Annotated in this window: 23 protein-coding genes; 3 read left to right on the top strand and 20 right to left on the bottom strand. The window is 40.7% G+C overall.

Features of this window, described 5'->3' with window-relative positions; genetic code table 11:
* Window positions 1-32: 32 nt before the first annotated feature.
* From EDD74_RS11805 to EDD74_RS11850, 10 genes are all read right to left on the bottom strand, one after another.
* Window positions 33-554, bottom strand: a complete 522-nt coding sequence (locus EDD74_RS11805) for a hypothetical protein (protein ID WP_116442167.1) — start codon at window positions 552-554, stop codon at window positions 33-35.
* 17 nt (window positions 555-571) lie between these two features.
* Window positions 572-1,108, bottom strand: a complete 537-nt coding sequence (locus tag EDD74_RS11810; protein WP_242990184.1) for a hypothetical protein — start codon at window positions 1,106-1,108, stop codon at window positions 572-574.
* Window positions 1,086-1,436 carry a DUF5592 family protein gene (locus EDD74_RS11815; RefSeq protein ID WP_116442166.1) on the bottom strand — a complete coding sequence of 117 codons (351 nt, stop codon included), beginning with the start codon at window positions 1,434-1,436 and terminating at the stop codon, window positions 1,086-1,088. The genes EDD74_RS11810 and EDD74_RS11815 overlap by 23 nt, the downstream gene beginning before the upstream one ends.
* A gap of 27 nt (window positions 1,437-1,463) precedes the next feature.
* On the bottom strand, window positions 1,464-3,404 hold the full coding sequence (locus tag EDD74_RS11820; RefSeq protein ID WP_116442165.1) for a pLS20_p028 family conjugation system transmembrane protein: 1,941 nt from the start codon (window positions 3,402-3,404) through the stop codon (window positions 1,464-1,466).
* A complete protein-coding gene (locus EDD74_RS11825; RefSeq protein WP_116442164.1) occupies window positions 3,367-5,679 on the bottom strand; it encodes a VirD4-like conjugal transfer protein, CD1115 family in 2,313 nt (770 codons plus the stop codon). The genes EDD74_RS11820 and EDD74_RS11825 overlap by 38 nt, the downstream gene beginning before the upstream one ends.
* Before the next feature lie 28 nt (window positions 5,680-5,707).
* Window positions 5,708-5,938 (bottom strand): hypothetical protein, encoded by a 231-nt coding sequence (locus tag EDD74_RS11830; RefSeq protein WP_116442163.1) that lies wholly within the window; start codon window positions 5,936-5,938, stop codon window positions 5,708-5,710.
* A gap of 1 nt (window position 5,939) precedes the next feature.
* Window positions 5,940-6,947, bottom strand: a complete 1,008-nt coding sequence (locus tag EDD74_RS11835) for a hypothetical protein (RefSeq protein WP_132038456.1) — start codon at window positions 6,945-6,947, stop codon at window positions 5,940-5,942.
* Window positions 6,937-11,907, bottom strand: a complete 4,971-nt coding sequence (locus tag EDD74_RS11840; protein ID WP_116442161.1) for a VaFE repeat-containing surface-anchored protein — start codon at window positions 11,905-11,907, stop codon at window positions 6,937-6,939. Before EDD74_RS11840 ends, EDD74_RS11835 begins: the two co-directional genes overlap by 11 nt.
* Window positions 11,904-12,299: a helix-turn-helix domain-containing protein gene (locus EDD74_RS11845; protein WP_132038457.1), complete on the bottom strand. Its 396-nt coding sequence runs from the start codon at window positions 12,297-12,299 to the stop codon at window positions 11,904-11,906. The genes EDD74_RS11840 and EDD74_RS11845 overlap by 4 nt, the downstream gene beginning before the upstream one ends.
* A 140-nt stretch (window positions 12,300-12,439) precedes the next feature.
* Window positions 12,440-14,722 (bottom strand): glycoside hydrolase family 3 protein, encoded by a 2,283-nt coding sequence (locus EDD74_RS11850; protein WP_116442159.1) that lies wholly within the window; start codon window positions 14,720-14,722, stop codon window positions 12,440-12,442.
* 324 nt (window positions 14,723-15,046) lie between these two features.
* On the opposite strand from EDD74_RS11850, the gene EDD74_RS11855 reads away from it, so the two are divergent.
* Window positions 15,047-16,540, top strand: coding sequence for an MFS transporter (locus EDD74_RS11855; RefSeq protein WP_008975748.1), 1,494 nt, complete (start codon window positions 15,047-15,049; stop codon window positions 16,538-16,540).
* A 48-nt stretch (window positions 16,541-16,588) separates the two neighbouring features.
* On the opposite strand, the gene EDD74_RS11860 is transcribed toward EDD74_RS11855, so the two are convergent.
* Window positions 16,589-17,125, bottom strand: coding sequence for a GNAT family N-acetyltransferase (locus EDD74_RS11860; RefSeq protein ID WP_016440489.1), 537 nt, complete (start codon window positions 17,123-17,125; stop codon window positions 16,589-16,591).
* A gap of 85 nt (window positions 17,126-17,210) precedes the next feature.
* On the opposite strand from EDD74_RS11860, the gene EDD74_RS11865 reads away from it, so the two are divergent.
* Window positions 17,211-18,020: a MerR family transcriptional regulator gene (locus tag EDD74_RS11865; RefSeq protein ID WP_116442158.1), complete on the top strand. Its 810-nt coding sequence runs from the start codon at window positions 17,211-17,213 to the stop codon at window positions 18,018-18,020.
* A 34-nt stretch (window positions 18,021-18,054) separates the two neighbouring features.
* Here the strand turns inward: EDD74_RS11865 and EDD74_RS11870 are convergent, their stop codons facing one another.
* Window positions 18,055-19,428 carry an MATE family efflux transporter gene (locus EDD74_RS11870; protein WP_165851634.1) on the bottom strand — a complete coding sequence of 458 codons (1,374 nt, stop codon included), beginning with the start codon at window positions 19,426-19,428 and terminating at the stop codon, window positions 18,055-18,057.
* A gap of 213 nt (window positions 19,429-19,641) precedes the next feature.
* Window positions 19,642-20,328: a GTP pyrophosphokinase gene (locus EDD74_RS11875; protein ID WP_016440486.1), complete on the bottom strand. Its 687-nt coding sequence runs from the start codon at window positions 20,326-20,328 to the stop codon at window positions 19,642-19,644.
* Between the two features lie 177 nt (window positions 20,329-20,505).
* Between EDD74_RS11875 and EDD74_RS11880 the strand changes: the two genes are divergently transcribed.
* Complete coding sequence (locus tag EDD74_RS11880; protein ID WP_116442156.1) at window positions 20,506-21,822, top strand: hypothetical protein; 1,317 nt, start codon at window positions 20,506-20,508, stop codon at window positions 21,820-21,822.
* Here EDD74_RS11880 and EDD74_RS11885 read toward each other — a convergent pair.
* The 7 genes from EDD74_RS11885 to EDD74_RS11915 form a co-directional block, all read right to left on the bottom strand.
* Window positions 21,819-22,367: a GNAT family N-acetyltransferase gene (locus tag EDD74_RS11885; protein WP_116442155.1), complete on the bottom strand. Its 549-nt coding sequence runs from the start codon at window positions 22,365-22,367 to the stop codon at window positions 21,819-21,821. The two genes, EDD74_RS11880 and EDD74_RS11885, sit on opposite strands and share 4 nt — an antisense overlap.
* A 53-nt stretch (window positions 22,368-22,420) precedes the next feature.
* Entirely contained in the window at window positions 22,421-22,603 is a 183-nt protein-coding gene (locus EDD74_RS11890; protein WP_116442154.1) for a DUF4250 domain-containing protein, read from the bottom strand.
* A 15-nt stretch (window positions 22,604-22,618) separates the two neighbouring features.
* Window positions 22,619-23,194 carry a 5-formyltetrahydrofolate cyclo-ligase gene (locus EDD74_RS11895; protein ID WP_009261791.1) on the bottom strand — a complete coding sequence of 192 codons (576 nt, stop codon included), beginning with the start codon at window positions 23,192-23,194 and terminating at the stop codon, window positions 22,619-22,621.
* Window positions 23,160-23,393 carry a DUF896 domain-containing protein gene (locus tag EDD74_RS11900; protein WP_008975758.1) on the bottom strand — a complete coding sequence of 78 codons (234 nt, stop codon included), beginning with the start codon at window positions 23,391-23,393 and terminating at the stop codon, window positions 23,160-23,162. Before EDD74_RS11900 ends, EDD74_RS11895 begins: the two co-directional genes overlap by 35 nt.
* Before the next feature lie 168 nt (window positions 23,394-23,561).
* Window positions 23,562-23,936, bottom strand: a complete 375-nt coding sequence (locus EDD74_RS11905) for a hypothetical protein (protein WP_009261790.1) — start codon at window positions 23,934-23,936, stop codon at window positions 23,562-23,564.
* A 46-nt stretch (window positions 23,937-23,982) separates the two neighbouring features.
* The gene (locus EDD74_RS11910) at window positions 23,983-24,804 is read right to left on the bottom strand and encodes a pyridoxamine kinase (protein ID WP_116442153.1); all 822 of its coding nucleotides are present in this window, start codon (window positions 24,802-24,804) and stop codon (window positions 23,983-23,985) included.
* A 6-nt stretch (window positions 24,805-24,810) separates the two neighbouring features.
* Entirely contained in the window at window positions 24,811-26,469 is a 1,659-nt protein-coding gene (locus EDD74_RS11915) for a putative polysaccharide biosynthesis protein (protein ID WP_008975761.1), read from the bottom strand.
* Window positions 26,470-26,477: the final 8 nt, after the last annotated feature.

A 26,477-nucleotide genomic window follows, 5' to 3' on the forward strand; every position in this document is an offset into this window, starting at 1 on the left:
CACTGTGTAAGACATTGAAATACCGCATGGTATTATCTCCAATGCAGTAGTGGTTGAAGCAAGAATCCCCCTGCTTTAGCTGTGGGGAGTGTCAAAATTCCTGCCACAGAGTTTTCCAGTTCCATCCTTGTTTTTGCAACTGCGAAGATCCGAATTTCAATGGATTTTATAACTTCTCCAAGCGAATTGATTTCATCATAGAGTTTTTTCATCTCTTCTTCTCGGACAGCCGCATCATAGAAATCCTTATATTCTTTTGCAAATCGTTTCCTAGAATCCTGTTCCTGGATAGATTTATTCAGATTTTTCTTTACGACTGTCTGATCTTTTGTTAAAATACTAATAGTTGTAATGGTATTTGGCTGGTTACATGCTTTCGTCAGCCAGTAATCATTTAATCCGGCTGGAAAATCCCATATATGGATACACGCCTCATACCCGGTTCCTGTCCGGGTATAAGTTTCATGGTGGGAAATCCTCCCTACCGGAGAGATCTTTTTCAGGAGTTCCTGATCCTGTATAATCTCTCTGGTCTTTTTTGTCTTTTTTCTCATTTGTTTTCCCCATTTTCTTAAAAAATCTTAGAGTTTTTATTTGCTAGTTTGAATAAAATCTGTAGTTTTTTCTCTTCTGGTATTTCTTTTACTAATCCCATTTTTGCCTGTCTGATTTTTGCAAGTCCAAGTGTACTGTTTATAAGATGTTCCATTTCCGCCAGTTCTGCTTTCGATTCCGCAAAAAGAAATAAATAAAATTCTTTCCGGTTTGTATGTTTTTCTCGAAAAATCAATTCTTCGATATTCCGGTTTAACATATCTATAAAGAGCGGATTCTGATTCTGTCGTAACCGTTCTTTCCAATACTCCTGTTGTTTTGATGTGTTACATGGAAACATCATAGAAACAATCTCCATATCCCTCCAATACGTTTTATAAAATTTTGCCCACTGAAAACAGTCCATCTCAATTTCATCTGCATCTGAATTGATCAGATCTTTTGAAATAATCTGATACATCTGAAGATAATCGCCATCTGCAAGTTGAAAACTACTTGTTTCTCTGTCATAGCCGGAGATGGGAAACTCTTTATTCCACTCCACTTTCTTCATTTTCTTTTCCCTCCATATTTTTTTGTAGTTGCCCATATCCATGCACTGTCCGTATTTCTGCATAACTATATATGTTTTTCGGTCGCATAAAATATAAAACAATACTTTGGTAATTACGCCGTTTTGGATTTCTGCCACAGGGGAGGACTAAAATCACTCCCATCACAACAGAATAAACCCAAAAGAAAAATGTCAGGGAAGTGTGTACCTGTTTTTGCAGGATCATCGTCATGACAACCCATGCTGTCAGAAACACCATATCTTGAAAATATAAAAACCATACTACCTGCGTTTCACTTTCTATCTCTTTTGTGACCATATAGCGCATAATCATATCCCTCCTTTCGTCCAATATTTATTTTTTATTTTTCGGATGCAGGTCTTTCTCACTCCAATTTCCTGTATGGATTCCCTGATGGCCTGGATATTTCTGCTGTCTGTATGGTGCTCTCTCCTGAACTCTTCCCATCTCTGTTGTTCTTTCTTTTTTCTGATCTTCCATTTGGCTTCGAAGTAAAGCTGAGTGTCCCTGATTTCCCTGCAGAACATTTTTATCCAAAGTTCCTCTTAGACGGTCAGTAGAAATATCTCCCTGAACTTTTTGTTCCCAACGATCAAACATATTTTTCCCATTTTCATCCCAGCCCCTATTCTCATATCTTCCTATTCCATCTGTCTGCTGTTCCATTCTATCCAGCTCCTGATTCATTGCATCCTGTTGTCCCTCTAACACATTCTCTGCACCTATATCTGCTCTGTTGCCTTCCAAAGTCTCTGCTGTTTGGAAAGGTAATGTTTGTTGCATCTCTGCACCTTTTTCCATACCTTCCATCTTCATTTCTGCATGATCTTCTCCCATTTCTGATACAGTGCTTTCTTCCTGCAAGGTTGTCTGCTGTTCCATATTATCCTGTGATTCACTTGTATGATTCTGATAGCTTTCCATTTCATTTTCAGAAGGCATTTGCTGCTCGCTTCCATCTTTTTCTCCTTGCGACAACATCTGATCCATATCGTTCATTCCGTATTCTGATATCCCATTTCCAGCACCATAAATATTTCCAGATCCGGCATGTTCTTTCATCGCTTTCGTCTGTTCTTTCATCATTTGAAATTGTTTCATTTGCATAGCTGTGTTCATTCCGCTTCGCACCATGTTTGCTCCTCCACGTGCCATATGGTAAGCTGCCAACATCTTCCCCATGCCTCCGGAGATTCCCGCATCCACTCCAGTAATTTTTTCCATGACATCTGCTCCATCGATGACACACCATGCAACAAACAGTAAAATCACAGCTCTTAAAATGGCATTGATACTGGTCTGTGCATTTAGATAGGAAGTAAACATAAAATAAGATTTCAAGGTAATCGCAGTAAAGCACAACGCATAATAGCCATCCCGGATACATTCCAGCACCCGGACTGTTTTTTTGCTACTTGACATATCAATCGACTTTAGTGTAACAAGGATTCGGCTGATAAACAGTTCATAGATAATCCTCGTATTTTTATATGACAGTCCAATCAACACCAGCAGAAGTGCGATTGCACTCAGATAATATGTTCCAAACCGGAAATGGTACCGGTAATAAAAGTCATTTCCATAGTCTGTCCATGCTACACCATTGCTAACCTCTTCCAGTTCACACTGCCCGGAACGGAAATCTAGTTTTTTCTTCAGGATCTTTTTCGCATCCTTGCTCAGACCTTTTTTGTCATAGGGAAGTGTTTCCCCTAGGTCGATAAAATCCATTTCTTTTTCCGTCAATGCTGCATACTGTGGGGGATTCTTGTCTGACTTCATGTTCTGCAGTCCGCCCAATTCTTTGTCGATATAAATTAAATCATACAAATACGTCCTTACCAGCTCTGTTCCGTTCGTCTGACCATTGCCAGATAATATGGCATCCTTAAATGTGATTGTCCACATATTAACCTGTGAAAATAAATAGGTGGACGAGGTAGTAACCACTGCAAAAACTAACATACTAGTCAAAAGATGATTCTGCTTTTGCTTTCCGAGAATAATCATAAAGGCAAGTAATACGATAGAACCAAATAAGAATGCCTCCATGAGCGGTTTGAAATCTTCCAAAAAGGTTTCTAATCCCGTCCACTTGGTAATGTCTACCAGACCAAATGTTGTATCATATAAGGTCTGACAAATATCTATTGCCGTGGTAAACAGTTTTACTAGCATCCATCCGATTGACCGTAGAATCCCAGCGACCATACTATTGGATGTGAAAAATTCCGAGTTATCCTGCAGAAACTCGATAATCTGTGTATCGGTCATTTTCTCCTCCTTCCCTTTTCTGAATCAGTTCGATGCAAACTTCTTTTTCTACTGTTTCCAGTTCCTCAATCCTATTAATTGCATCCACTAATTCTGGAACTGTCATCGACTCAGAGAAATGATACCTCTGTGCTGCGTTTTTCCCTAGCTGTCGTTCCAAAATCTGTATCAGTTCCTCATACGCTCTATGTCCCAGAATCCTCCATGATTCCTTTTTTCGATCAAAAAGTTTCCAGCTTTTTTGCAGATCCCAGATCCGCTCTTCCGGGTGTATGTGTTCCCTGCTTTCGGTACATATAGTAAGAAAATCTACTTCATTTGGGTGTGGATACTTTTCTTTCGGCATATATTCATAGGCATACCAGAGTTCTCTTCCTTCTTCGATAGAATTAAAGATTGGTCTTGGTTTTACTTTATTGCCATGCAGATCACGGCGTTTTGATCGGCGGAAGATCACCACTTCTCCTTCCCTAAGTTCCATCAATTTATTTTTGTCTAGCAATGGCTCCTGCCCGATGGATTCCGTATAATACTTCTGCAGGGAAAGTTTAGCTCCTGCCCGCTGTACATCGACCACAGAACGGTTTCCTAACATACCGGAAAAGCTCTCTGCAGTATCTTGGGAATTGGTCTGCAAGTAAAAGTGATTTGCACAGTTTCCACGGATCGTCTGTGCAATTTCCTTTCCATACTGCTCCTCAAGCTGCTCATAATTCTGAAGATAAATATCAAAACTGATATTCTGGCCAAGTCCCATTGTCGTCATGACTTTCATAAGTTCAATAGACGGCATATTTCCTGCCTCATCCAGGATCACTTTGACCTGCCTGTCACATTTTCCTTTCCCATCATCACATCTTTTTCCCAACACATAATACATCTGCCGGATGAAAATAGTTGGCAGTTTATAAAGCGATGCATCATAAGACGGAGTGGACAGAAACACCGCAATCGGCTTTTCGCCAAAACCAATCTCTGTAAAATCAAGGGTGCTTTCTGCTGTCATTTTAGCCACGTTATTTAATGTGAAAATATCAATTTCCCGAAGCATTTCTGAAAAAACACCCGATTTTGTTTTTCCCGGTGCTACTTGTACACCTAGATACTTTAAGCGTGCACGGTCTGTCGCTGGACGAGATTCAAAGTAAACATCTAATAACGTCCTATTTCCATTCTTATCCACCGGAGTGGTCACCATTTGTCCAAAGTTGATCACCATACTGTACAGATTGATCGTCTTTTCATTGTCATCCCGGTTTCGGAATGGATGTGCATTCTGCTCTTCCTGTGGTAAGTTGCACCATTTTCGATAACGCTCTGCATTTTCTATTTGATCGGCAAGAATCGCATCTTCCATACTAGCAAGGATCATCGCCGCAAACAGGGCTGCAGCGGCACTTACAAAGTAGACCATATCCCCTTTTGCTTTTTCCACATCAAAGTAAGAGTATGCGAGAGAATTGACCACCTGTTCTGCCGTATCATAATCTCGCTGTTTATAAAATTTTAATGCCACTGATACCGGGTTAAATCCCATCGACAACTTGGGATTAGATGCATTTAAAAGATGTACTTCATACTCTCTTTGTTCCAAAATCTTGGCAAACACTTTGTAAAGCTCCAGCTTTGGATCATTGATGATCAGACTTGGCTGTTTTTCTGCTCTGGAATAAATTTCCAGGGAAGTTTTTACAAACACCTCACCTTTTCCAGAACGGGTAATTCCAAGGATCAAGTTACTCACAACGCTGTCATCAATATAAAAGTTCTGTCCATGCCTTGCGATCAAAATGCCTGGGTTCCCCGGATATCCCGTTTCTAACGGCTCTATCGCTTTATACTGTTCTTTAATTTCTTCTGTCGTGGTAAAACGTGCTGTTCCCTTCTGTCCCAGATTAAAATGTTCTTCTGACCATGACACTTTCACTTTGTAAAGGAAAATCCCATCTACAAGAAGCATAACAATCAACAAGATAGGAATATACACCAGCCTTGGCAACAGATAAACCAAAGAAAACAACGGTTTCTCTCTCAGCAAAATCAGCGGAAGATTCCAGACCAGATGTAATACATATGCCCCTCCAAAAAAGATCAAAAGATTCATAACAAGTAGGAGCTTCTTTAGAACCCTGTCACTGGACAAGATCCTTTCTGTACTCATTGTCTTTTTCTGGTACTCTGCGAATGTTTCCGGCTGTTTCAGATCCACATCTTTTTCTTCTTTTTTACCAGGTGTCCATTTGGACACCCAGTTATTTTCTATAATGTTCTTCATGATCTTCTATCTTCTTTTACAACTACTTTTAAAACTTGAAAGCAGCCGCAAAATCCTTCGCCCACTGGGTTGCCGTATATAAAAGAGCTCCCCCGATGATAATTTCAAAAATGTGCCCTTTTGCCCATTCTTTCATTCGTTGTGTTCCTAAAATCAATGCAAAGGCAACCATAATCAGTGCGATACCAATCACCGTCACACCAAGCGGCATGATATTATTATTTATAAAATCTGTAATATATGTTTTTAGTAATGTCATATTATTCCTCCTTTCGTTTCTTGGCCAAAATTCTAAGTGTGATTACAACTGCCAAAATTACAAGCAGTAACCCAATTCCAGTCGCAATCATAATTTCCGGCATACGGCTTTTTCCCTGTATTTTTTCATAAGTTCCTTTTGCTTCCATCTGATACAGAATTTTCCCATCTGGATCTGGCGCCTCATAAATCCCATGATACATCGTTTTCTTAACCGCCTCTTTGCGATACGTTCCTTTATAGTCTGCACGGTAAGTTTTTGTCAACTGTTCCACAGTGGCAGTTGCTTCTCGGTATAAAATTCCGTCCTTTTCATAAGGTTCTCCAGCCCAGTGTATTTCTGTGATCCGGCTTCCTTCTGAAGCACCTGCCTGTGCAAGCAGTTCTGCTTCACACCCTGCAATCGGTGGCTGTTCCTCATTCTTTGGAATTAGGTGTCCCTGATATTCATAATAGGCAGCGTCATAGTCTTCATAAGTCACAGTCATCTGTGTCTGATTCACTGCAGTCCCCGTTTCTGTCAGTCCGGTCAATTCAGCTACAACTTCCATTTTTTCTCCGGTTTCCGAATCCGTAACCGTCACATTTTTTATCTTCGGAACCATCTCTGCCGTCACTGCTGATGGATAATCTTCAAAAGCGGTGACCGTTTCTACCTGTGCCGGACTGATGATTTCTTCTTTCGTTTCTGTCCGTACCAGTTCATATTTCACACCGTTTTCTTCTACTGTTTTTTTCAGTTCTTTTTCGCTGTCGATCACTTTTTCTTTTTTATCGAGGCATTCTTTTCCAATCACTTGATACTCAGTGCGAATTAATCGATATTTGTGACCTTTTTCTATGATTTCTTCTGCGAAATCATTTCGTTCCTCTTTCGCAGACTCTGAAACATAAGTCTGTGTTTTTATCAGAGTCCCCTCCGCAGCCAAAACTGGCTGCGGAAAGAAAAGTGTCCATAAAAAAGAAAAAAGGGCTGTTTTCTGAATCACTTTTTCCCATCTATTTTCCAATCTCTTCTCCATTTTTCTTTTCTCGATTACCTTTCCTTATATTTTTTCTGAAAACGAACACAACAACAATCGTAATACTTGCAACAGTTAGCAGAAGCACTGTAAGCAGTATTGATGTCTGATCTCCTGTTTTTACTCCACCGCTTGGTCTCTTTCCCGGCATACTCGGTTTTAGAGTTCCCAGCTTATATTTCACGGTCTGTCCTTTGTCATTCAAATCTGTATGAGTCGCTACTTCTGTTTCCTGCACATATAAATGTTCAAAAACAACGACCTCCTGATTTTTTAAGGCAGATGAGTCAAAGGTAAAGGAAACTTCCACACTGCCATCCGGTTTTTCTGGACGGAATTTTTTCTCTGCAAGAATCTCTTTTCCATTTACAAGAAGCGGTTTCCCGGTCTGCTTAGACATCAGTACACCTTTCACGGTATACTCCTGTCCCACAATCAGGTTTTTGTAGGATACGGTGTCAATAATCGTGGATTTCTTTTGTACGATTCCTTCCTGCTTTCCACTGTCTTGATCCGTTGCTTTGGTTCCAATTTCATGTTTTGGAAATGTAACCGTCTGTCCTTCATCGTTCAAATCCGTGTGAACTGCTATTTCTATTCCCTGCACATACAAATGTTCATAAACCACAACACTCTCACCAGATAAAGAAGAAGCATCAAACGTAAATGCAATTTCCTCATTTCCATCCGGTTTTTCTGGACGGAATTTTTTCTCTACACGAATCTCTTTTCCATTTACAAGAAGCGGTTTCCCGGTCTGCTTAGACATCAATACACCTTTAACTGTATACTCCTGTCCCACAATCAAGTTCTGATAAGAAACTTTGTCCAAAATTGTGGCTTCTTTCTTCGGTACGGCTTCCTGCGTTCCGGTATCCTGATCCGTTGCTTTGGTTCCAATTTCATGTTTTGGAAATGTAACCGTCTGTTTTTTATCATTCAGATCTGTGTGTACGGAAATCTCTTTCTCGCCCAAGAACAGCCGTTCATAAACAACGATTGTTTTTCCTGCACATGCGGACGCATCAAAATGAATTTCCATGGAAACTTCCATGCTGTCTTTTTCTGCCGTAAATGTTTTCTCTAATGTTATCTCTTTTCCAGAAATCTGCAGTGGAAGCTGTGTTTCTGCATCCATCAGAACGCCTTTTAAAAGATACGTTTCCCCTTTCTGCAGGTTCTTCACACATACTTTGTCTTGAATAACTGCTTCTTTTTTTGGCAGTCCCTGTTGAGTATTCGTATCTACAGAAATCGCATTTGTTTCTGTAATCTCTGTCTTCGCATTCTCCACTGTAAGTGTAATGCTGTCTTTTCCTTCAATCTTTCCGTCCGGATCCACCTTTACTTCAAAAATCTGGTCGTCAATCGCATAGCCGTCAATTCCTTCCATTTCCTGGATACAGTAGGTCATATCCGGCTTCAGTCCTTCGATGACTGCCTGACCATTTTTATTAGTTTTTACAGTTTCTTTTGCCGCGATCCCATCATCCAGTCCGTCTGTCATCTGCTTGTTCCAGAATGCAAACTGTACCCCGCTGAGTTTTTCATCAGAATCCTTTACTGTTTTTTCAATCACAACTTTTGTAAGAACGTTGGTAATGTCCAGTGTCTCGTATACCAGTTCCGTTGATTCATCTTTATATTTCAGTTCTACGTCCCACGTCTTGTCCGTCAGTACATAACCCTCCGGCTGGCATACCTCTTTGACCTGGTAGCTTCCAAGATATAATTTTTTGGATGTTGCAGTTCCATCCTTTTCAGTTGTAATGGTATCTACCACTTCTCCTTTTTTTACCCGGATGGTTCCGTCTGGTGTCACGATATCCTTCTTTGCTTTAATTTCAAAGGAAGCGCCTTCAAGCACCTCTCCATTTGTTTCATCACTCTTTCGGATACGAATCTGTCCTTTTGCCGGCAGATCTTTTACTTGTACTAAAATAGGCTCTGCCCAGTCATGTCCTTCCTTGATCTCAAAGCGGATTTCTTGTCCATTTAACAGGTATCCCTCTGGTGCATGGATTTCTTTAAAATAATATGTTCCTGCCGGAAGTTTTTCTGGAAGTGTAAAGGTTCCACTCTCGTCTGTTTTAAATGTTTTATGTACCTCTTCTGTCGGATAATGTGTTGTCATTTCAATTGGTTTTTTATTTTTATCGAGAAGCTGGAACTCGGCATTTGCCAAAGGAATAATCTTTCCGGTTTCTGCATCCAGTTTGGCCAACCGCACTGGACTGACAATCAGCTTGTCCTCCAGAATGTAATACAAGGTTTCCCCTTCATTTTGGATTGTGACTTGAAAATCTTTTACCGGCTTTGTCCCCTCTGGAGGATTCTTTTCATGTACGATGTAAGTATCATACGCAAGGTTTCCTCTTTTGCTGACATTTAACTGTGTTGTGGAAGCATAACCATGTTTGTCTGTTACAATCTCAACAGTCTTTTTTGTTGTTTTAGAAGTAATTTCAAAGATAATTCCTTCCAGTGGTGTCTTTTGGTCTTCGTCTTCATCAGAAGATTCCTTAAATTTCACCAACTGCAGGTCTCCACGGATCACATCATTTTTAATAGCGGTGTCTGTGGTATTCAACTTTACAATCTTTCCGTGTTCCTGAATGGAAAAAGTACGCTTGATTTCTCCGGTTGGATTATATCCCTCTGGCGCTTTTACCTCTTTTGCCTGGTATTTTCCATATGGAAGTAAATCCTTTGTCGTAGAAACTTTTCCGGACTTGTCTGTCGTAAGTGTTTTTACAACCTCACCTTTTTTATAAAGTTTTCCTTCTACTTTTACCGGGTGATCATTCAGGCTACTGATCTCAAAAACTGCACCCTCCAGTGTTGCTCCGCCCTGTGCCTCTTTCTTGTTCAGTTCATTGTCCCACTTTTCAATCTCCACACCACCACGAATTACCTCATTTTTAATGGCAGTATCCGCAGTATTCAATTTTACAAGGGTTTGATCTTTTTCAACTTTGAACGTCCGCTCAATCGTCCCTGCATTCTGATATCCAGTCGGCGGAGTTTTCTCTTTGATCTTATAAGTTCCAAAAGGAAGCAGATCTTTTTCTGTCTGTGCTTTTCCATCCTGATCGGTTGTCAGCGTTGTGATAATTTCACCCTTCTGATAAGTCTTTCCTTTGACAACTACTGCATTAGCATTTTCAGAGATCAGATCAAGCTCTGTGCCTTTCAAACTTGCTCCTCCTTGCGGCTCCTTTTTATTCAGTTCACTATCCCACTTTTCAATTAAAACACCTCCATGAATAATCGTTTCTGGAATTGTAGGTACATTATAGGTTTCTACTATTTCAGCATTTCCTTGTGATTCAATTTTTCTTACAAAAATCTCCGGATTGATAATATATCCTTTCGGTGCCTTTGTTTCTTGAATAGTTATTGTTCCTAATGGTATTGTAGGATTTCCATTGGTTTGATAGTAAAGAGTATCTCCTGCAACCTTAAAATCATCACTTAAGTAACATCTTCCTTTTTCATTCGTTTTTAAAACCCATGTTCTCTCTGCCTTTACTCCTTTAATTGCCGGATCAGTACCATAGAATCCTTTATAATATTTCACTGTAAATTCTGCTCCTGCTAAAGTAGCACTTCCCTGAGGTTTATCTTTATTTGTTTCTCTGTCTATTTTCCCTAATACAACTGCAACTGGATCAGACTGTGGATAATCGGTCACCTCTAAAGTTGTAACATTCGATGTAATCTTGACATTGTAACTCTGCATGTCTAATGCAAACCCTTTAGGTGGTGTTAATTCTTTAATCGTATAATCCCCACTCGGAAGTTTTTCAGATTTTGCATATCCATTTGCATCTGTCCGCAAGGTGGTTACTTGTTTTTCCTCTTGAAATACTCCATACTCAGCACCTTCCAAAGAATAGCAGGAGTTATTTAATGTAAGTTCTGGATTTGCTGATTTTTTCTGTAGTTCCAGATATCCTCCAAAATCCACTCGCATACGGGCTTTTGCTCCAATATGTTGATATCCGATCAGTCCATTTTCATTACTACTTCCATCAGTGACTCCATCAGGTGTAACCAGCAAATTTAACTCTACTATTCCCGAATTAAAATCTACCGATGTAACAGTTCCGTCCACCTGTATAACCGGATACCCTGCTGGTGGCTCTGCCGCTGTATGATCTGCACACCATCCATAACCAATCATCTCAGCTCCTGAAAGTTCTCCAGAAAAATTTCCTAACTCAAAGTAGGACTGTCCTTCCTCTGGCACAAACCATGCATTTGTAATTTCACAATGTCCAGTATGTACGCTTCCCACTGCCCATTGTTCTTCCAGGCTTCTGTTCTGATAAAGTTTTATTTCTTCAGAAAATCTTTTTTCCAGTTTTGCTCCATAGTTTTCATCAAAAACATTAATCCCTTTTTCTTCTAATACTTTCTTGGTAGATGGGTCTGTGATACCACCTCCACCATACATAGACCAGTCGATTTCTCCATACGGTTTCCGCTGGATCTGGGAATAATCTGTATCTTCTGCGAAAAAAATCTTCTCTTTTTCATTTTCTTCTAGTTCTATTTCCTCTGTAACTTCTTCTTTCTGCTTTTCTTCCTCTGAAAATTCAACATGAATTATAACGTCCTGATCTGGCATTATATATTCTGCTTTTTCCTCGTTTACCTCCAATTCTTCTCCATTGATTACAAGATTTTTCAGTTGATATCCTTTATCTGGTCTGGCAATAATTGAAAGTTTCTCCCCTTCCACAACTTTTATTATGCTATCCGCTTCTACAAGTTGTTTGCCTGTTCCATCATAAATCTCAAGTGTTCCATGCTCGCCTTCAACAGTCAAACGATAAAGCTCCTGAGATTCTGATTCTTCTACTGCCATTGCCGGAAGTGTGCTTCCTATCAATAGCAAAAGTATTGTGAATAACGCCACTACTTTCTTTAAAATTCTTCTCACGCTTTCTCCTCCTCTTCTTTCAAACGAATTTGTTTCATGTAATTGGCTACGGTACTTCTACTGCAACCTATTATTTCTGCAATTTCCTTTTGCTTTATCGTAGGAGATAACACTAATAACTCTTCTACTCTTTGTACATTTTTGTTCCTCTTTTCTTTTTTAATCTGTACTCGCTTGTTTTGTTCTTCCAAAAACCTCTTCTGAGCCTTTCTTGCATCATAAAGTTCCATACCATTATTCGTATTCTTCATAATTTCCCGGTAGACAGTGACTCTATTTCGGTTTAATATACCTGCAAGAGCATTCATCTCTGAAAGGTTCATATTATTTTTGTATAATTTTTCAATTACCAGCCGTTCTTGAAAGGACATTCTCTTATAGCCTCCTCCCACCTTGTTCCTTTTCCTCCTCTCTTCCCTTTGTCTTAGGATAGTTTTTTCAATCAAAAAAAGCACTCAGACTAAAAAATTTTAGTCCTCGTGCTTTGAATTATAGACTTTTCAAAAAGCTGCCAGTCTTCAACGTCTCCTCGCTAGTTTTCTTTCGGCAAATGATGTCCATACGTTCTGACACGCTCATCTGCAATGACACCCTGCCAGTTCATTCCATAACCAAAATCATAGATATGCCCCTCGGTATCTCTGTGGCATTCCATATCAAACGGAACATCTTCCTGCTGTTCTTCCACGGTGCGCATATCTGCCGGAAGTTGCATTGGAAGGAGTCCTTCCGGTTCAAAGTTACCACTGAGCACCTCCAGCAGTGCATTTGACAGATCACCAAACATCGCAACGATCGCATCTGCCGCCGCTTCAAACTCCTTTACTACCATTGGACCAAGCATATTCACACAAACGATCACCGGTTTTTCGCCCATGAGCTCTCTTGTATGTAAAACAAGATCCAAATCATCTTCGTTATTGACTGTTACGGTCTTTCCACGGTAAGTTCTATCCGGGAACTCATCATTTGGATCTTGGGCAATGCTATGTTCCCGCGCGTAAACGGCAGTGTATGGACGATATTGCAGACTGATTGGAAGATACCCATTTCCGCCGGCTTCTTTATCACTGACATCATATCCACCTGCAAGTCCAAATGCAGCGCCATCAGGCTGACGGATGATACAAATTGCTGCATCCGCCTCTTCCGGATGATCCGTCACTGTGAAATATTTCTCCAGCAGTTCTTTGGAAATTGGACTATCCCAGTGCTCCTCCATTTTCTGGCACATCCAGTCTACACTTTCCGGCCAGTGGATTTTCGGGATATAGACTTTCATTTTCTTTTGCAACGGAAGTACATTTTCTTTGTTTTTCAACATGACAATCGATTTTTTCTGTGCGGCAAATCCTTCTTTCATATACTCTGCACAACCAACTGTTCTTGCGGATACTTCCGGGTCTAAATATGGATTCTCAAACAGTCCCACACGGAATATATTTTTCAGAAGCCGGACAGCAGACTGTTCCAAACGTTTTCTCATAAAGGTTTCTCCATGTTCTTTTACACCGATACGGTATGCATCAAGAACTGGCTCTTTTTCATTTAATCCGCCAAACTGATCGACACCCGCCATCAAAATACGATAGCACCTCTCTCCTCTCGTCAGTTTTTCTGCTCCCCAGCATTTTCCTCCGTACAGATTTTCCAACGTAGATGCATCTTCTGTGATAGACCAGTCTGTACATACCACTTCATCATACTGATAGGTGTTTCTTAGCAGATCTGTAATTAGATATTTGCTGTAACCAGATCCTGCATTCTCATAATTACCTGCTTTTCCATATACCGCTGTATAATATGGCATGACCGAACTTGCCTTTCCTGTTTTGCCATGGAGTTTAAAAGCGCCTTCTGTAAATGGAAGCAGATGCTCTTCAAAATTATCACCTGGATATACGGAATATTTCCCGGAACCAAAATGAGCATCCCTTCCGCCTTCTACCGCGCCTCCGCCTGGCCAGTGTTTTACCATGGTATTCACACTTTCATATCCCCATCCATCCGTGATCTCGCTGTCTCCTTCTGATGTCTGGAAGCCATCACAGTACGCCCGCGCGAGATCTGCTCCAAGCTTGGAACTCTCTCCGATGCTTCCGGCAAACCGTTTCCAGCGAGGTTCCGTGCAGAGATCGATCTGAGGAGATAATGCCGTCGTAATTCCAAGTCCCCGGTACTCTTTGGATGCTATCTTTCCAAATTTCTCCATCAAAGCCGGATCAAAAGTCGCAGCAAGTCCCAATGGTTCCGGCCAATGTGAAATATCTCCCCCGGCTCCGGCATCAAACTCAAATGTGACCGTTGTTCCATGCCTTGGATCTGAGCTGATTGCAACTGGAATTCCCCAAGGCAGTTCTTCTGCCAACGACTGGATATTATTATTCCACTTTGCAGCATCTGCCGCAGACTGAACCGAAATGATCAGAAGATGACGGATAAAGTCTTCTCTGAGAAAAATCTTCTGCTGGTCTGAAATTGCCGACACCGGAAGCCCGCTTTCCTGAATAGATTTCCCATTATAAGTCACTTCTCCGAAATACGGCATAGAAACTCCAGGGATAAATTGATGTCTGCTATAAAGCATCAGACCTGCAATCTGTTCTACGGACATGCGAGATGCCAGATCACTTGCTCTTTGCTCTGCCGGAAGTCTCCAATCCTCATAGGGATATAACTCTCCTGCCCCTGCAAGATCCTTAAAATACAGCCCATCTTTCTCGATCACTTTCATACCGGACTGTTCAGACCAGCAAAGTTTTGGACCTCCTGGATTCTGAATGCTCTTTACTGTTGTTTCGTAATTCTGTTTCATAGCAAATTCCTTTCATTCTCTCAAAAATTAGCAGTACTTACCAATAAGTTTACCTTTTTTATACGGATTTGCAATGCCTTTTACAAATTTTTATTTGAAATATGGTGATTTTTATTGTATTCAACGATAAACTTATACTATATTTGTGTATTTTTTCGTTGAATTTTTTTCGTCAAAATGTTTTATTGTATATTTTACATATATTTTGTTCTTTTTAAATTATTTTTATATATATTTTACTATAAATCCTATATTTTTTTCTATTGTCATTTGGTTTTCAATGATACAATAAGGAAAAATCGTCGTTCGCAAAGGAGGAACATTATGACAAAAGCAAATTCAAAGTATTACGGAGAAAATGGAATCCACCGGGTTCCGCTATGGCGTATTGCCGGATTCGCCGCAAATAATCTGGCAACAAATATGTATCTATTCTTAATGGGCTATGTCGCCTACTATCTGACAGGATTTGTAGGTGTTGCCGTCGTAACAGCATCTAGTTTTTCTATGGCAATGAGAGTCTGGGATGGTGTCACAGATCCGTTTATTGGATATTTTGTAGACAAGACCAATGGTAAATTTGGGAAGAACCGCCCATTTATGATTATCGGACAGATAATCCTCTGTGCGATGAGCTTCATTCTCTTCCACGTTACACATCGGCTTCCGGAAAACACAACAATTCGATTTGGGTTTTTCATTGTAATTTCCGCAATTTACTATATCGGATACACCTTCCAGTGTGTCGTGACAAAATCAGCACAGACTTGTCTTACAAACGATCCGAAACAGAGACCTCTGTTTTCCATTTTTGATGGTGTTTACAACTCTTTGTTATGGACACTCATGGCGGTTGTAGCGGCAAAGCTCAGTACAAAATATGGTTCTTTCTACAGCATCGATCTCTTTCACGATCTGTGGCTGATCACAGCGATCGGAAGTGCAATTGCAACCGTGATCGCAGTCATTTCCATCGCTCCAAAAGATCGCACAGAATTTTTCGGAACTGGAAAAGCTGAGCGAATCCGTGCAAAGGATTACTGGGATATCTTAAAACACAACAGAGCGATCCAAATGCTTGTCGTGGCAGCTTCCACAGACAAACTTGCAGGAAATGCCCGCACAACAACTGTTCAGATTGTCATGTTCGGAATTGTTGCCGGCAATTTTGCAATCAGCGGAACGGTCATGGGCTATATCACAATTCCTGCTATGATTCTGATGATGTTCGGTATCGGTACACTCGCCACCCGCTTAGGACAGCGCAAAGGAATGCTGATCGGAAGTATCGGTGGAATTGTCATGAACGTACTGCTTGCACTCCTCTGGCTCTTTGGAGATGCTACAACAATGGTAAACGCAAAAGGCGGTCTTGCATTTGGAGTCTTCACGATTTTACATATCGTTCTTTCCATTGCTGCAACGGGATTTACCGGACTTTCTGGAAATATCGTAATTCCAATGACAGCAGATTGTGCCGATTACGAAGTATACCGCTCCGGCCGTTACGTTCCGGGACTGATGGGAACTCTGTTCAGCTTTGTTGACAAATTGATTTCCTCCCTTGCTCCATTGATCGCAGGATTGTTATTTGCAATGATAGGATTTAAAGATACCCTTCCAGACGTAAATACACCGTATACACCTTCTTTGCATTATGTAGGAGTATTCTTATGCTATGGAATCGTAATTCTCGGATTGATTTGTAATCTGATTGCAATGAAATACTATCCTTTAACAAAAGAGAAAATGGAAGAAATCCAAACAGAGATCGCACGGATCAAAGCACAAAATCTTCAAAATACTGAAACTGCTTAAAAAAGAAACAGGGTTGCTGCACTACTGTCGCAACCCTGTTTGTATCTTCTATTTTACAATCTTGATTTTAGATAATTTAAAAAGCAATTTTCCAAGCGCATATTTTTGCAGACAAATATAATCTTCCTGTGAAACTTTGCCTCTATAATTTAATACTTCCAACTCTCCACTCACTCCTTCAATAAAAATATCAGAAGAAGTGAATCCATTTTTGAGATAAAATCTTCTTCGTGCAACTCTTTGCTCTCTGTTTTGTGCCTGGTCATCTAACCGCTCGATCAAAAGAATGATTTTCTTTCCGGCATAATGCCTACATACATTTTGCATAATATAACTTCCAGTACCTTTGCTCCGTATTTTTGAAGATACTGCCAGATAATCAACCATAACCATATCTTTGTACGGAATCAGTACGGTAAATCCTAAAAGTTCTCCTCCCTCTGTCGCTGTCATCACAACTGCTTTTCCCTTTTTCACAGACCTTCTCAGTATAAAATACGGTTTTCTCTCCTGCTTTGGAAATGCTTCCAAGTAAATCTCCTTTATATTTGCCCATTGCTGTTCATTTGCAAGTGTAAATTCCATCATATCCTCCTTCTTGTGATTGCTTTCTCTTTTCCTCTCGTGTATTATAGAATGTACAGTAACTGTACAGTCAAGAGGTGTTTTTATGAATCATAAAAAATATTTATATTCTTCCGGAGAATTCGCAAAATTCACTGGTATCAACAAGCGAACTTTGCATTATTATAATGAAATTGGATTATTTTGTCCGGAAGTCATTGGAGAAAATGGATACCATTACTACACTTGTTTCCAATTTGCACAATTGGAACTCATTCTTACTTTGCGAAAAATAGGACTTTCCCTGGATGAAATCCGGGAATATGTGACAACACCATCGGATGAATCGTTCTCCCAGATGATGATCAAAAAGAAAAAGCTGATCGATGAATCCATCAATCAGCTCTTATCCGTACAATCTTTTTTAGAACAAAAAGCAGAACGGTTAAAAATCGGCATGCAATCCAAACACGGTAAGATTGAGCGATGCACGCTTCCCGAACGGAAGCTTGTGCTCTCTGCACCAATCTCCGGAGATTATGATGAAGAAGATTTCTCTGTTGCGGCAGAGTTTTCTCTCCGCCTCAAAACTCTTTTTCATCTTTATGACAATTTTGGAAGTCGAATCTCGATGGAACAGATTGAAAAAAATTGTTTTCACCGTTACGATTCTTTTTTCGCTTACTGCCCACATGGTTCAAAGACATATGACGTAGTCCTTCCGGCTGGAAGCTATCTGAGAGCATATTGTATCGGCAGGTGGGAGCAGCTTCCGGCTATTTACCAATCCATTCTTTCATATGCACGCGCGCATCAACTCACACTCACCGGTTATGCTTACGAAGAAGGATTAAATGAAATGTCCATCAAAGATAAAAACGATTACATTACTATGATCACAGTGAAATGTGATTAGATTTTATGGTGTCCTTCCATAGGTATTCTGACTCCTATGAGACTGCGACACCATTTTTTTCGATTTTCTTAAACAGCCTTGTAAGGACGAATATCGCCGCACCTGCAAGTACAAATTCTGCAATGAACTGTGCGTAAGCAAGTCCATAAAGCGGAAATACTTTGTTTAAGATATACAATGCCGGAATTTCCAGCACGATTTTTCTCATAATGCAGAAAATCAATGATTCTTTTCCCATTCCTACAGACTGGAAAACTCCAACTGCGAGGAAATCGATACACATAAATGGGAGACTCAGACAGAATCCTCTTAAAAAGCTTGCTCCATACGCAATGATCGCCTCATTTCCGATGAACAGACTTGTCAGTGGTCCAGAGAACAAATAATAAAGGGTCGCAACCGGAATCATAAATCCAACCGAAAGCGCCGCGCTAAAAAGGACCGTATGTTTCATTCTCTTATGATTTCCACTGGCATAATTGTAACTGATCAGCGGCATAATTCCCTGTGAAAGTCCCATCGCAATATACATCGGAACCATGTTGACTTTCTGTGTAATTCCCATCGCCGCAACAGCCTCAGATCCGAAAGCAGAAGTAAAATTGTTTAGAATCGTCATTCCGGTTACATTTAAGAGATTCTGTATCGCAGCAGGAATTCCGACTCCGCATACACCAAATACGATTGCTTTCTGGAATCCAAACTGTGACGGATGGATGCAGACAAGTGTCTTTCCGCGTCTTTTATACATCAGCACAAAGAAGTAGAGACATGCCACACAGTTTGAGATAAATGTCGCAAGTCCGGCACCTTCCGCCCCCATATCCAGTCCCCATGGAAGGATAAAGATCGGATCTAACACAATGTTTAAAAGACATCCGCTCATTGTTCCGATACTGGCATGAAGAGAAGCACCCTCCGCACGGAACAAATATGCCATCACAACATTTAAAATTGCAGGAACTGCACCGAATGTAACCGTCCATCGCATATAAGCCCCCGTTGCTGCCGCTGTTTTCGCATCTGCTCCAAGCATTACAAGCAGCGGATCTTTGAACACGGTACATAACAGTGCAAAAATTGCACCACAGATCAATGCACAGTAAAATCCAAATGCAGAACTTTTTTTCAATGTGTTATAATCCTTTTTCCCAAGCGAGCGGCTCATCATACTGGAACTTCCAACGCCAAATAAGTTATTTGCCGCATTAAATGCCAAAAGCACCGGTCCTGCCAGTGTAACTGCTGCATTCTGTGTTGAATTGTTCAACATCCCGACAAAATAAGTATCTGCAAGGTTATAGATCACCATGACAAGCGAACTTAAGATCGTCGGAACCGCCAGCTGTGCCACCGCCTTCGGGATCGCTGTTTCTTCAAATAATTTTGTTTTCTGGGTATCTTGCATAATTTTTCCTTTCTCTTTTGTTTTCTTTTTATGCTGCTTCCTCTGCAGTTTTATCATTCTCTTGCATTCCTTTAAGCAGACACCCGACTATTATAACTCTTTTTTTTTCATACATACAAGAACAATTTTTTCTTTTCACCGGAACAATTTTTCAAAGTTTTCACAAAATCGCAAGCAAAATTGTTCCAACTATCATGCAGACATAGATTCTTCCTATATCTTGTTTCGAATTTTTTGCATTTTCATATCCAATTCTGCACTTTGATTTGCACAATACAATAATTCCTCTGCCAACTCCTTCTGCAAGTCCTCGGAAAGATTTTTCTTATATCTGATCTTGTGTTCAAGACTCGCCCAAAAATCCATGGCAATTGTCCGCAATTGTACTTCTACTTTCATATCTCTTTTCTCATCTTTTAAGAAAATAGGTACAGAGATGATCAGGTGCAGGGAGCGATATCCATTCGGCTTAGGTTTTTTAATATAGTCTTTGATTTCAATCAATGTAATATCATCCTGCTTCAGCAGACAATTTGCCAGCATATAAATATCTTCACAAAACGAACAGATCACTCTGACTCCTGCAATATCATTGATATTTTCCTCAATGGCTTCCAAAGAGCTCGGAATGTTCCGATCCCTTATTTTTTTTGCAAGACTTTCCATCGATTTTGTTCTAGACTTTATCGATTCAATTGGATTTCGGTCATATTCCAGTGAAAATTGTTCATTTAGCACTTTGAATTTTGTTTCTACTTCCATAATCGCGCAGCGATAATAGGCCATGATGGTATCTCTCGGTTTCATATTTTCATGGATCAAATTCATAATTTCATCTGACATCAGCTGTTTCATAGCAGCCTGAGATTCTTGATTTTGTAGTATTTCTTTAATCTCCATTACAATTCTCCGTTCTTCTAGTGTATAGTTTTCTTTCATGCACATAGTATAACATACTTCTCATATGAGATTAAATGTTCTTTTTGCTTTTTGCCGTCTTTTCGCCGCTTGTAAAGATTTTTCGCTCATGATACAATCAATCTAAAATAACTACTATACATATGGAGGAGATCTCTCATGACAAAACCGATCAAAACCCGAAAAAAATTACTTCTGTTTCTCGCAATTTTATATCTGTTGCTCGGACTTTTTTTCACACTGGCAGGATGTGTTTCGGGGAATCTCATCTGTTTTCTTCTTTCATGTATTATCTTCTTTCCCGCCAGTATCCTTCTTTTTGTACAGCTGTTCCTATTGGGCAAAAAAATTTTGTATACCGAAGAAGGGATCTGTATCCATGCTCCATTTCAGCGAATATATACAATTTTCTGGACAGAAATCGAATGTCTGATGCGTGTCGATCTGCGGGATCTTTCAAATTCTGATTCTGGCAAGACCTCTTTGGCACGCACACAAAAAACAGAACCGTCACACTACATTCTGATTTCCAAAAGTAGAAAACGGATTTGTGAAATCAAGGAAGATGATAAAGACTTTGAAAAAGTGCGAATGCTGTTGGAGACCTATGCAATTCCTATTCTGGATATCACTGCTCTGCTTACAGATGGTGATGATGTTTTCCGGTATCTTCCAGCACTTCCATTTTTGACGAAGTGCAGTTGTCTTTTCGAGCTCCATGCACAGACAACTTTGGAACAATTCCGGGAAAGTGTCTCTCTGGATACGATTAAAAAAGTAAGAAAACGGCTGCGGATCCTTGGGTGGCTTTTCATTCCCGCCGGGATCTTCAGCTCATTTTTAGAGGGAAAATTATATTTTCTCGCACCAGTTTTGATCCTTGTCACTTTATGGTTTGTGTATATCCATTTTTATCCGTATATTTATCTTCTTCAGGGACACTTGTTGCCTTACGAGAAACCGGACAGTGAATTAGATTACTACATCCTCCCTCTCCCTGTCATGGGCGGATTTTTCACACTGTTTTTCTCTATCAACTATATATATTACCTTTTTATGTGCAGTGACTGGCAACTGTATCTGTATGCATGTTTCTTTGCAGTCCTCCTCTTGCTTCCATTTGCTGTTCATCAGTATAAGAAAAAATTGAAGCAGCACTGGATGCGTACAGTTTCTGTCGTGCTCTCTGCGCTTATTCTTGGGATCGTACTTGTGCTTCCGGTCAACCGAATCCTGACATTTACACCTGCGAACACGGAACATTTGATTGTTTTGGAAAAAGAATCTGGGAAATCTGGTTATAGAGTTGTATATGATTATTATTACGTCTATGCCGAACGGCAAGGGAAAACAGAGCGGCTTCAAGTAAGCAAATCTACCTATCAGAACATAAAAATCGGCGGAACTGTTGAAGTCCGCCGATGGGAAAGTATCCTTGGATTTGACTACTGGGCAGCAGTCGCAGGAGATTCTTAAAGAATTTTACTCATTAGAATTTCATCTCGGTATGTACCATCTTTTAATTTGAACGCATTCTTCCAGATTCCGCACTGCTCAAATCCATACTTCTGGTACAGATGGATCGCCCGTTCATTATCTGCATAAACACCAAGTTCCATTTGCTCAAGCCCATTCTCTTTTGCCTGATGCAGCGCAAGTTTCATCAGGCTGCTTCCAATTCCCATCCCCCAGTGATCTCTGTCAATAGAAATTCCTATATTCGCCCGATGCTTATATTTCAAATGGTTCTTGACTACACGCACTTCTGCCTGACCAACAATCTTCCCATCGTTAATTGCAACAATCTGAAAATGGACTGGATGGCTCTGAATTTCCTTGATTCTTTCCACTTTCCTTTCGATATTGTAGAGAAGCTCCTCAGGATAGAGGGATGTAAAATACGTTTCCTGCGCAATCGTACACTGATGCTGATAAAGTGCTTCTGCATCTTCTTTTTTCACTCCTCGATATATTACCTGATCTCCGGATTTACAAGAAATCACACACTCGCATACATTCATATTTCTACCTCCTAAGGTTCTTTTCTCGTAAAATTGCCAACATCGTTTTGTTTCTATATAAACTGATTCTGCGCGGCATCGTATAGATAATCGATTGCCTTTAAGGTTTCTGTCAATTTTTCCTTCTCCACAGAAAGATCTTCACAGAGTGCATCTAGATTCTTGTATTCATCTCGTAATTTTGTATTGACCACACTCAATAATAATATCGGGTCTTTTGGAAGTCCTGTAAGCATACCTCCACCTCTTTTCTATCTTTGATAAATCTCTCTTTCTGTGACCAGTACCTCTGGACACAGATCATGACTTTCAAATGGTAACTCTCCTAAGATACACTGACATTCATATGCAACTGCCATTGTATGAAATGGTGCGTCACCGGCAAGATACCGGTCATAAAACCCACCGCCATATCCAATCCGGTGCAGCCTGCGGTCAAATACTATTCCCGGAATGATCATCAAAGCCTTTTCGCTGTGCTCCTTTCGCACGGGATTTTCAGGCAATGGCTCCTCAATCCCATAGGCACCTTCCTCCAGACGATCCGGCTCTCTTACTTCATAAAATGTCATCTCTCTTCCTTCCACACGCGGAAGCGCAAGCCGTTTTCCATCTGCAAGAATCTGATCCATCAGTTCTCTTGTCCGGACTTCTCCGTCATGACTTGCATAGCAGAAAACAGTATCTGCCTCTATGTACCATGGATGTGCAGTTACTTTCTGAAAGATTTCTCTGCTCTTTTCTTTTGCCTCCTCCACAGGGAGTGTCCGCCTCACTGCAAGGATCTGTCTTCTAATGTCCTTTTTTGTTCGCGGCTTTTTTTCCATATTTCTCTCCAAGATTCGTAATGCTTCCATCTGGTTCTTTGATGGAAATGTTATCAAGCTGTCCCCGTAAGTTTCGCTTGAAAGCCTCAATATATTCTGCGCGAAGGATCTTCTGCTCTTTTAGTTCAGCTTCTGTCAATCCTTCTGCCTTAGATTTTCGATATAATTCATTGATTCTCTGAATCTTCTCTTCTAACATCTCTTTACCTCACTGTTCTTTCTCATTTGCCTGAAACGGCATGCCACAAAACTGAGAGGTTCGCCAAGAGTTTGCCGCATGCCATTCTATATCATACACCATATCTGATACAAAGTCCAGCCGGAAGGGGCTGTTTTTGCTGTTTTCCTACTGTTTTTCTACTGGAATCTAACTGGAATAATTTTCCAAAAAACCATAAAGTTCTTTTGTAGTTTCGATATATTTTCCCTGTCGAATCTCCTCTAGAAGTTTTTCGGGAAGACTCTCTGTTCGGATCCCAGTACTCTCATAGAATGTCTCTCCGTCCGCGAGATAAACTACAAGGTATCCATTCTTTTCTTTCAGGAAATATCCATTCTCTTTTTTTGCCGTTCCATCTGCACTGATGCTTTTTTCTTTCTGTCTCTGCGCTTCTGCCAACTGTGCCTCCAGCCGTTCCACTTCCTCATAAGCCTTTCGGTAACGAATTTGATAGACGGCAGTCAGCAAAAGGAGCGCACAACAGGCAAAACAAAAAAAGCCGATACTGTATCTCTTCTTCATTTCCATGCCACTCCTTTTTTATACAGTATCCGCTCTTTCTTTTATTTTATACAAGCATGTACAGATTCTTCTCGATCATCAGCCCTTCTCTTTCTTCATATTCCATTTTCAGGCTCTCCTCCATGCAGGCATAGACGAAGCGGTGTGCTTCGATCATACTCTCTTTAAGAGAATAGCCTTTTAAAATACTGGCGATCAGGACTCCATCAAATGCATCTCCGGTTCCGTGAAATTCTGCCGAAAGCTGTGTGGTCTCCAACATTGTCATCATTCCTTGCTCAAAAAGTAGGATGGACTTCTCACTTCTGCCATCCGGGACACTGGTGATGATTAGTTGCTTCGCCCCCAGCTCGTGCAGTGTTTCACAGATTTTTTTCAAATCCTTTCGGGACAGTTCTGTCGTATATGGATATCCCGCAAGCAGACAACTCTCTGTCAGATTAGGGAGCAACAGGTCTGCACAGGGGATTAATTTCTTTAATGCTTCCCCATAGCTGGCATCAAAATTGCTGTAATATTTTCCATGATCTCCCATGATCGGATCAAAAACGACCATCGCCTCTGGAAAACAAGAAACGAAATATAATACCGACTCTGCCAGTTCCTCATTTCCGAGATAACCGATGAAGATCATATCGAACTTCACATTCTGTTCGCAGTAATGATCAGCGCAACCTTTGATATATTCCGGAGAGATGCGGGCAACCGCAGGTTGTCCATATCCTCCTGTGTGGGTGGATAATAACATCGTCGGAATCGGACATGCCTCAATTCCCATCACACTTAATACTGGAAGCATATTTGTCATCGCAGCTTTTCCTACTCCGCACAGATCATGGAGCAGTGCAACTTTTTTTACTGGTTTCACTCTTCTCTACCCTTTCATCAAATGTAATTTTCGAAAAATCTTGACAAGCATATCTCCTTTTGGCATCGCATACAATTCTTCTTCTGTAAGTCCTCCGATCAGAATGAGTGCCACTGCGTAAACACCGACTGCCGCCACAAGCGCAAACAAGATTGGGAAAACTCTTCCACCGATCAAAACATCAAACAATTTGAATACCAGATAAGATACCACTCCCATCAAAAATGCTGCCATTGTAGGAAGCAGAAATGTTCGCTTCACTTCTTGATGGTATCCGACTGCCGTCTGGATCGAATGTGCATTCAAAATACACATGCAGAGTGAAAACACAATATTTCCGACAACAATCGAATAGATATTCCATTTCAACATCACAAGCATCACAAAGACTGCCACTAGATGGATTCCAAGAGAAATCAGAGCATTTCGAATCGGCACTGTCATCTTATCAAGACCCTGCAAGATGGAATTCTGTACCGTGGACAGACAGTAAAGCACAACGGTAATCGATCCGAGGCTTAACATCGCCGCAGGAGTTTTTCTTTGATCTCCATAGAGCAGATTCATAAGCGGAGATGACAACATCAGAAATCCGACAAAGCTTGGAATTGCGATCAACATCGTGAAGCGGATGGAATGATGGATCTTCCCATAAATCTGTTTTCGATCACCGACTGCGATCGCTCCAGCGAGACTTGGGATTGCAGACACACCGAGTGCACTTGCCATAGCAAGCGGAACATTGATCAGCGTATTATATTTTCCGGTATAAATTCCGAGCAGTGCCATGTAATCCTTCACAGCATGTCCCTGCGCCGCCATAATCTTACTAAACATTACCTGATCTAAAATCTGGTTGATGTTATAAACCGATGTACTGATAATAACCGGAGCAATCGTAAATAATAATACCTTATAGATATTTCCATAGCTTTCCACAGAGGTACCGTGATCTCTTTTTAACTGCCGTTTCATCACTCCCTTGTAAGCATACAACACAAACAGAACAAACAGGAGGCTTACAAATGCCCCGGCGACTGCACCGAGCGTTCCTCCTGCCGCACCATAGGCAGGTTCTAACAGTGGACTGTTCTTGCTTTTTGCTGCTTCTGCCCCTACCTTCAGCAGATAGCTTGCTCCTAAAATACTCACGATCGCATTGACGATCTGCTCGATCACCTGAGAAATCGCTGTCGGAATCATCGAACCGAGTCCCTGGAAATATCCTCGTACGACTCCCATAACTGCCACGATAAACAGTCCTGGCGCCAATACTCTAAGTGCATAGGCACTTGGCGCTGATGCCATTACCTTATCTGCAAAGAAATCTGCTCCAAAAAAAACGACCAGTGCAGCAAGGAGCCCTACACCGATTGCAAATAGAATAGATCCTTTAAAAATCGCCATCGCATTTTTATATTCCTTTTTTGCCACACGGGCAGACACAAGCTTTGAGACTGCAAGCGGCAGACTAAAGGAGGAAAGGATCAGCGCAATTGCATAGACCTCAAACGCATAGCCATAAAACCCCATTCCTTCATCCCCGAGAATATTTGTCAGAGGAATCTTGTAGGCTGCTCCAATAATCTTTGCAATGACGGCTGCTGCTGCAAGGATCGCACCCTGCAGTAGAAAACCGCTGTTTTTATTAATTTGTTTCGTCATATTATCCC

The organism is Faecalimonas umbilicata (assembly GCF_004346095.1).
GTDB classification, from domain to species: domain Bacteria; phylum Bacillota; class Clostridia; order Lachnospirales; family Lachnospiraceae; genus Faecalimonas; species Faecalimonas umbilicata.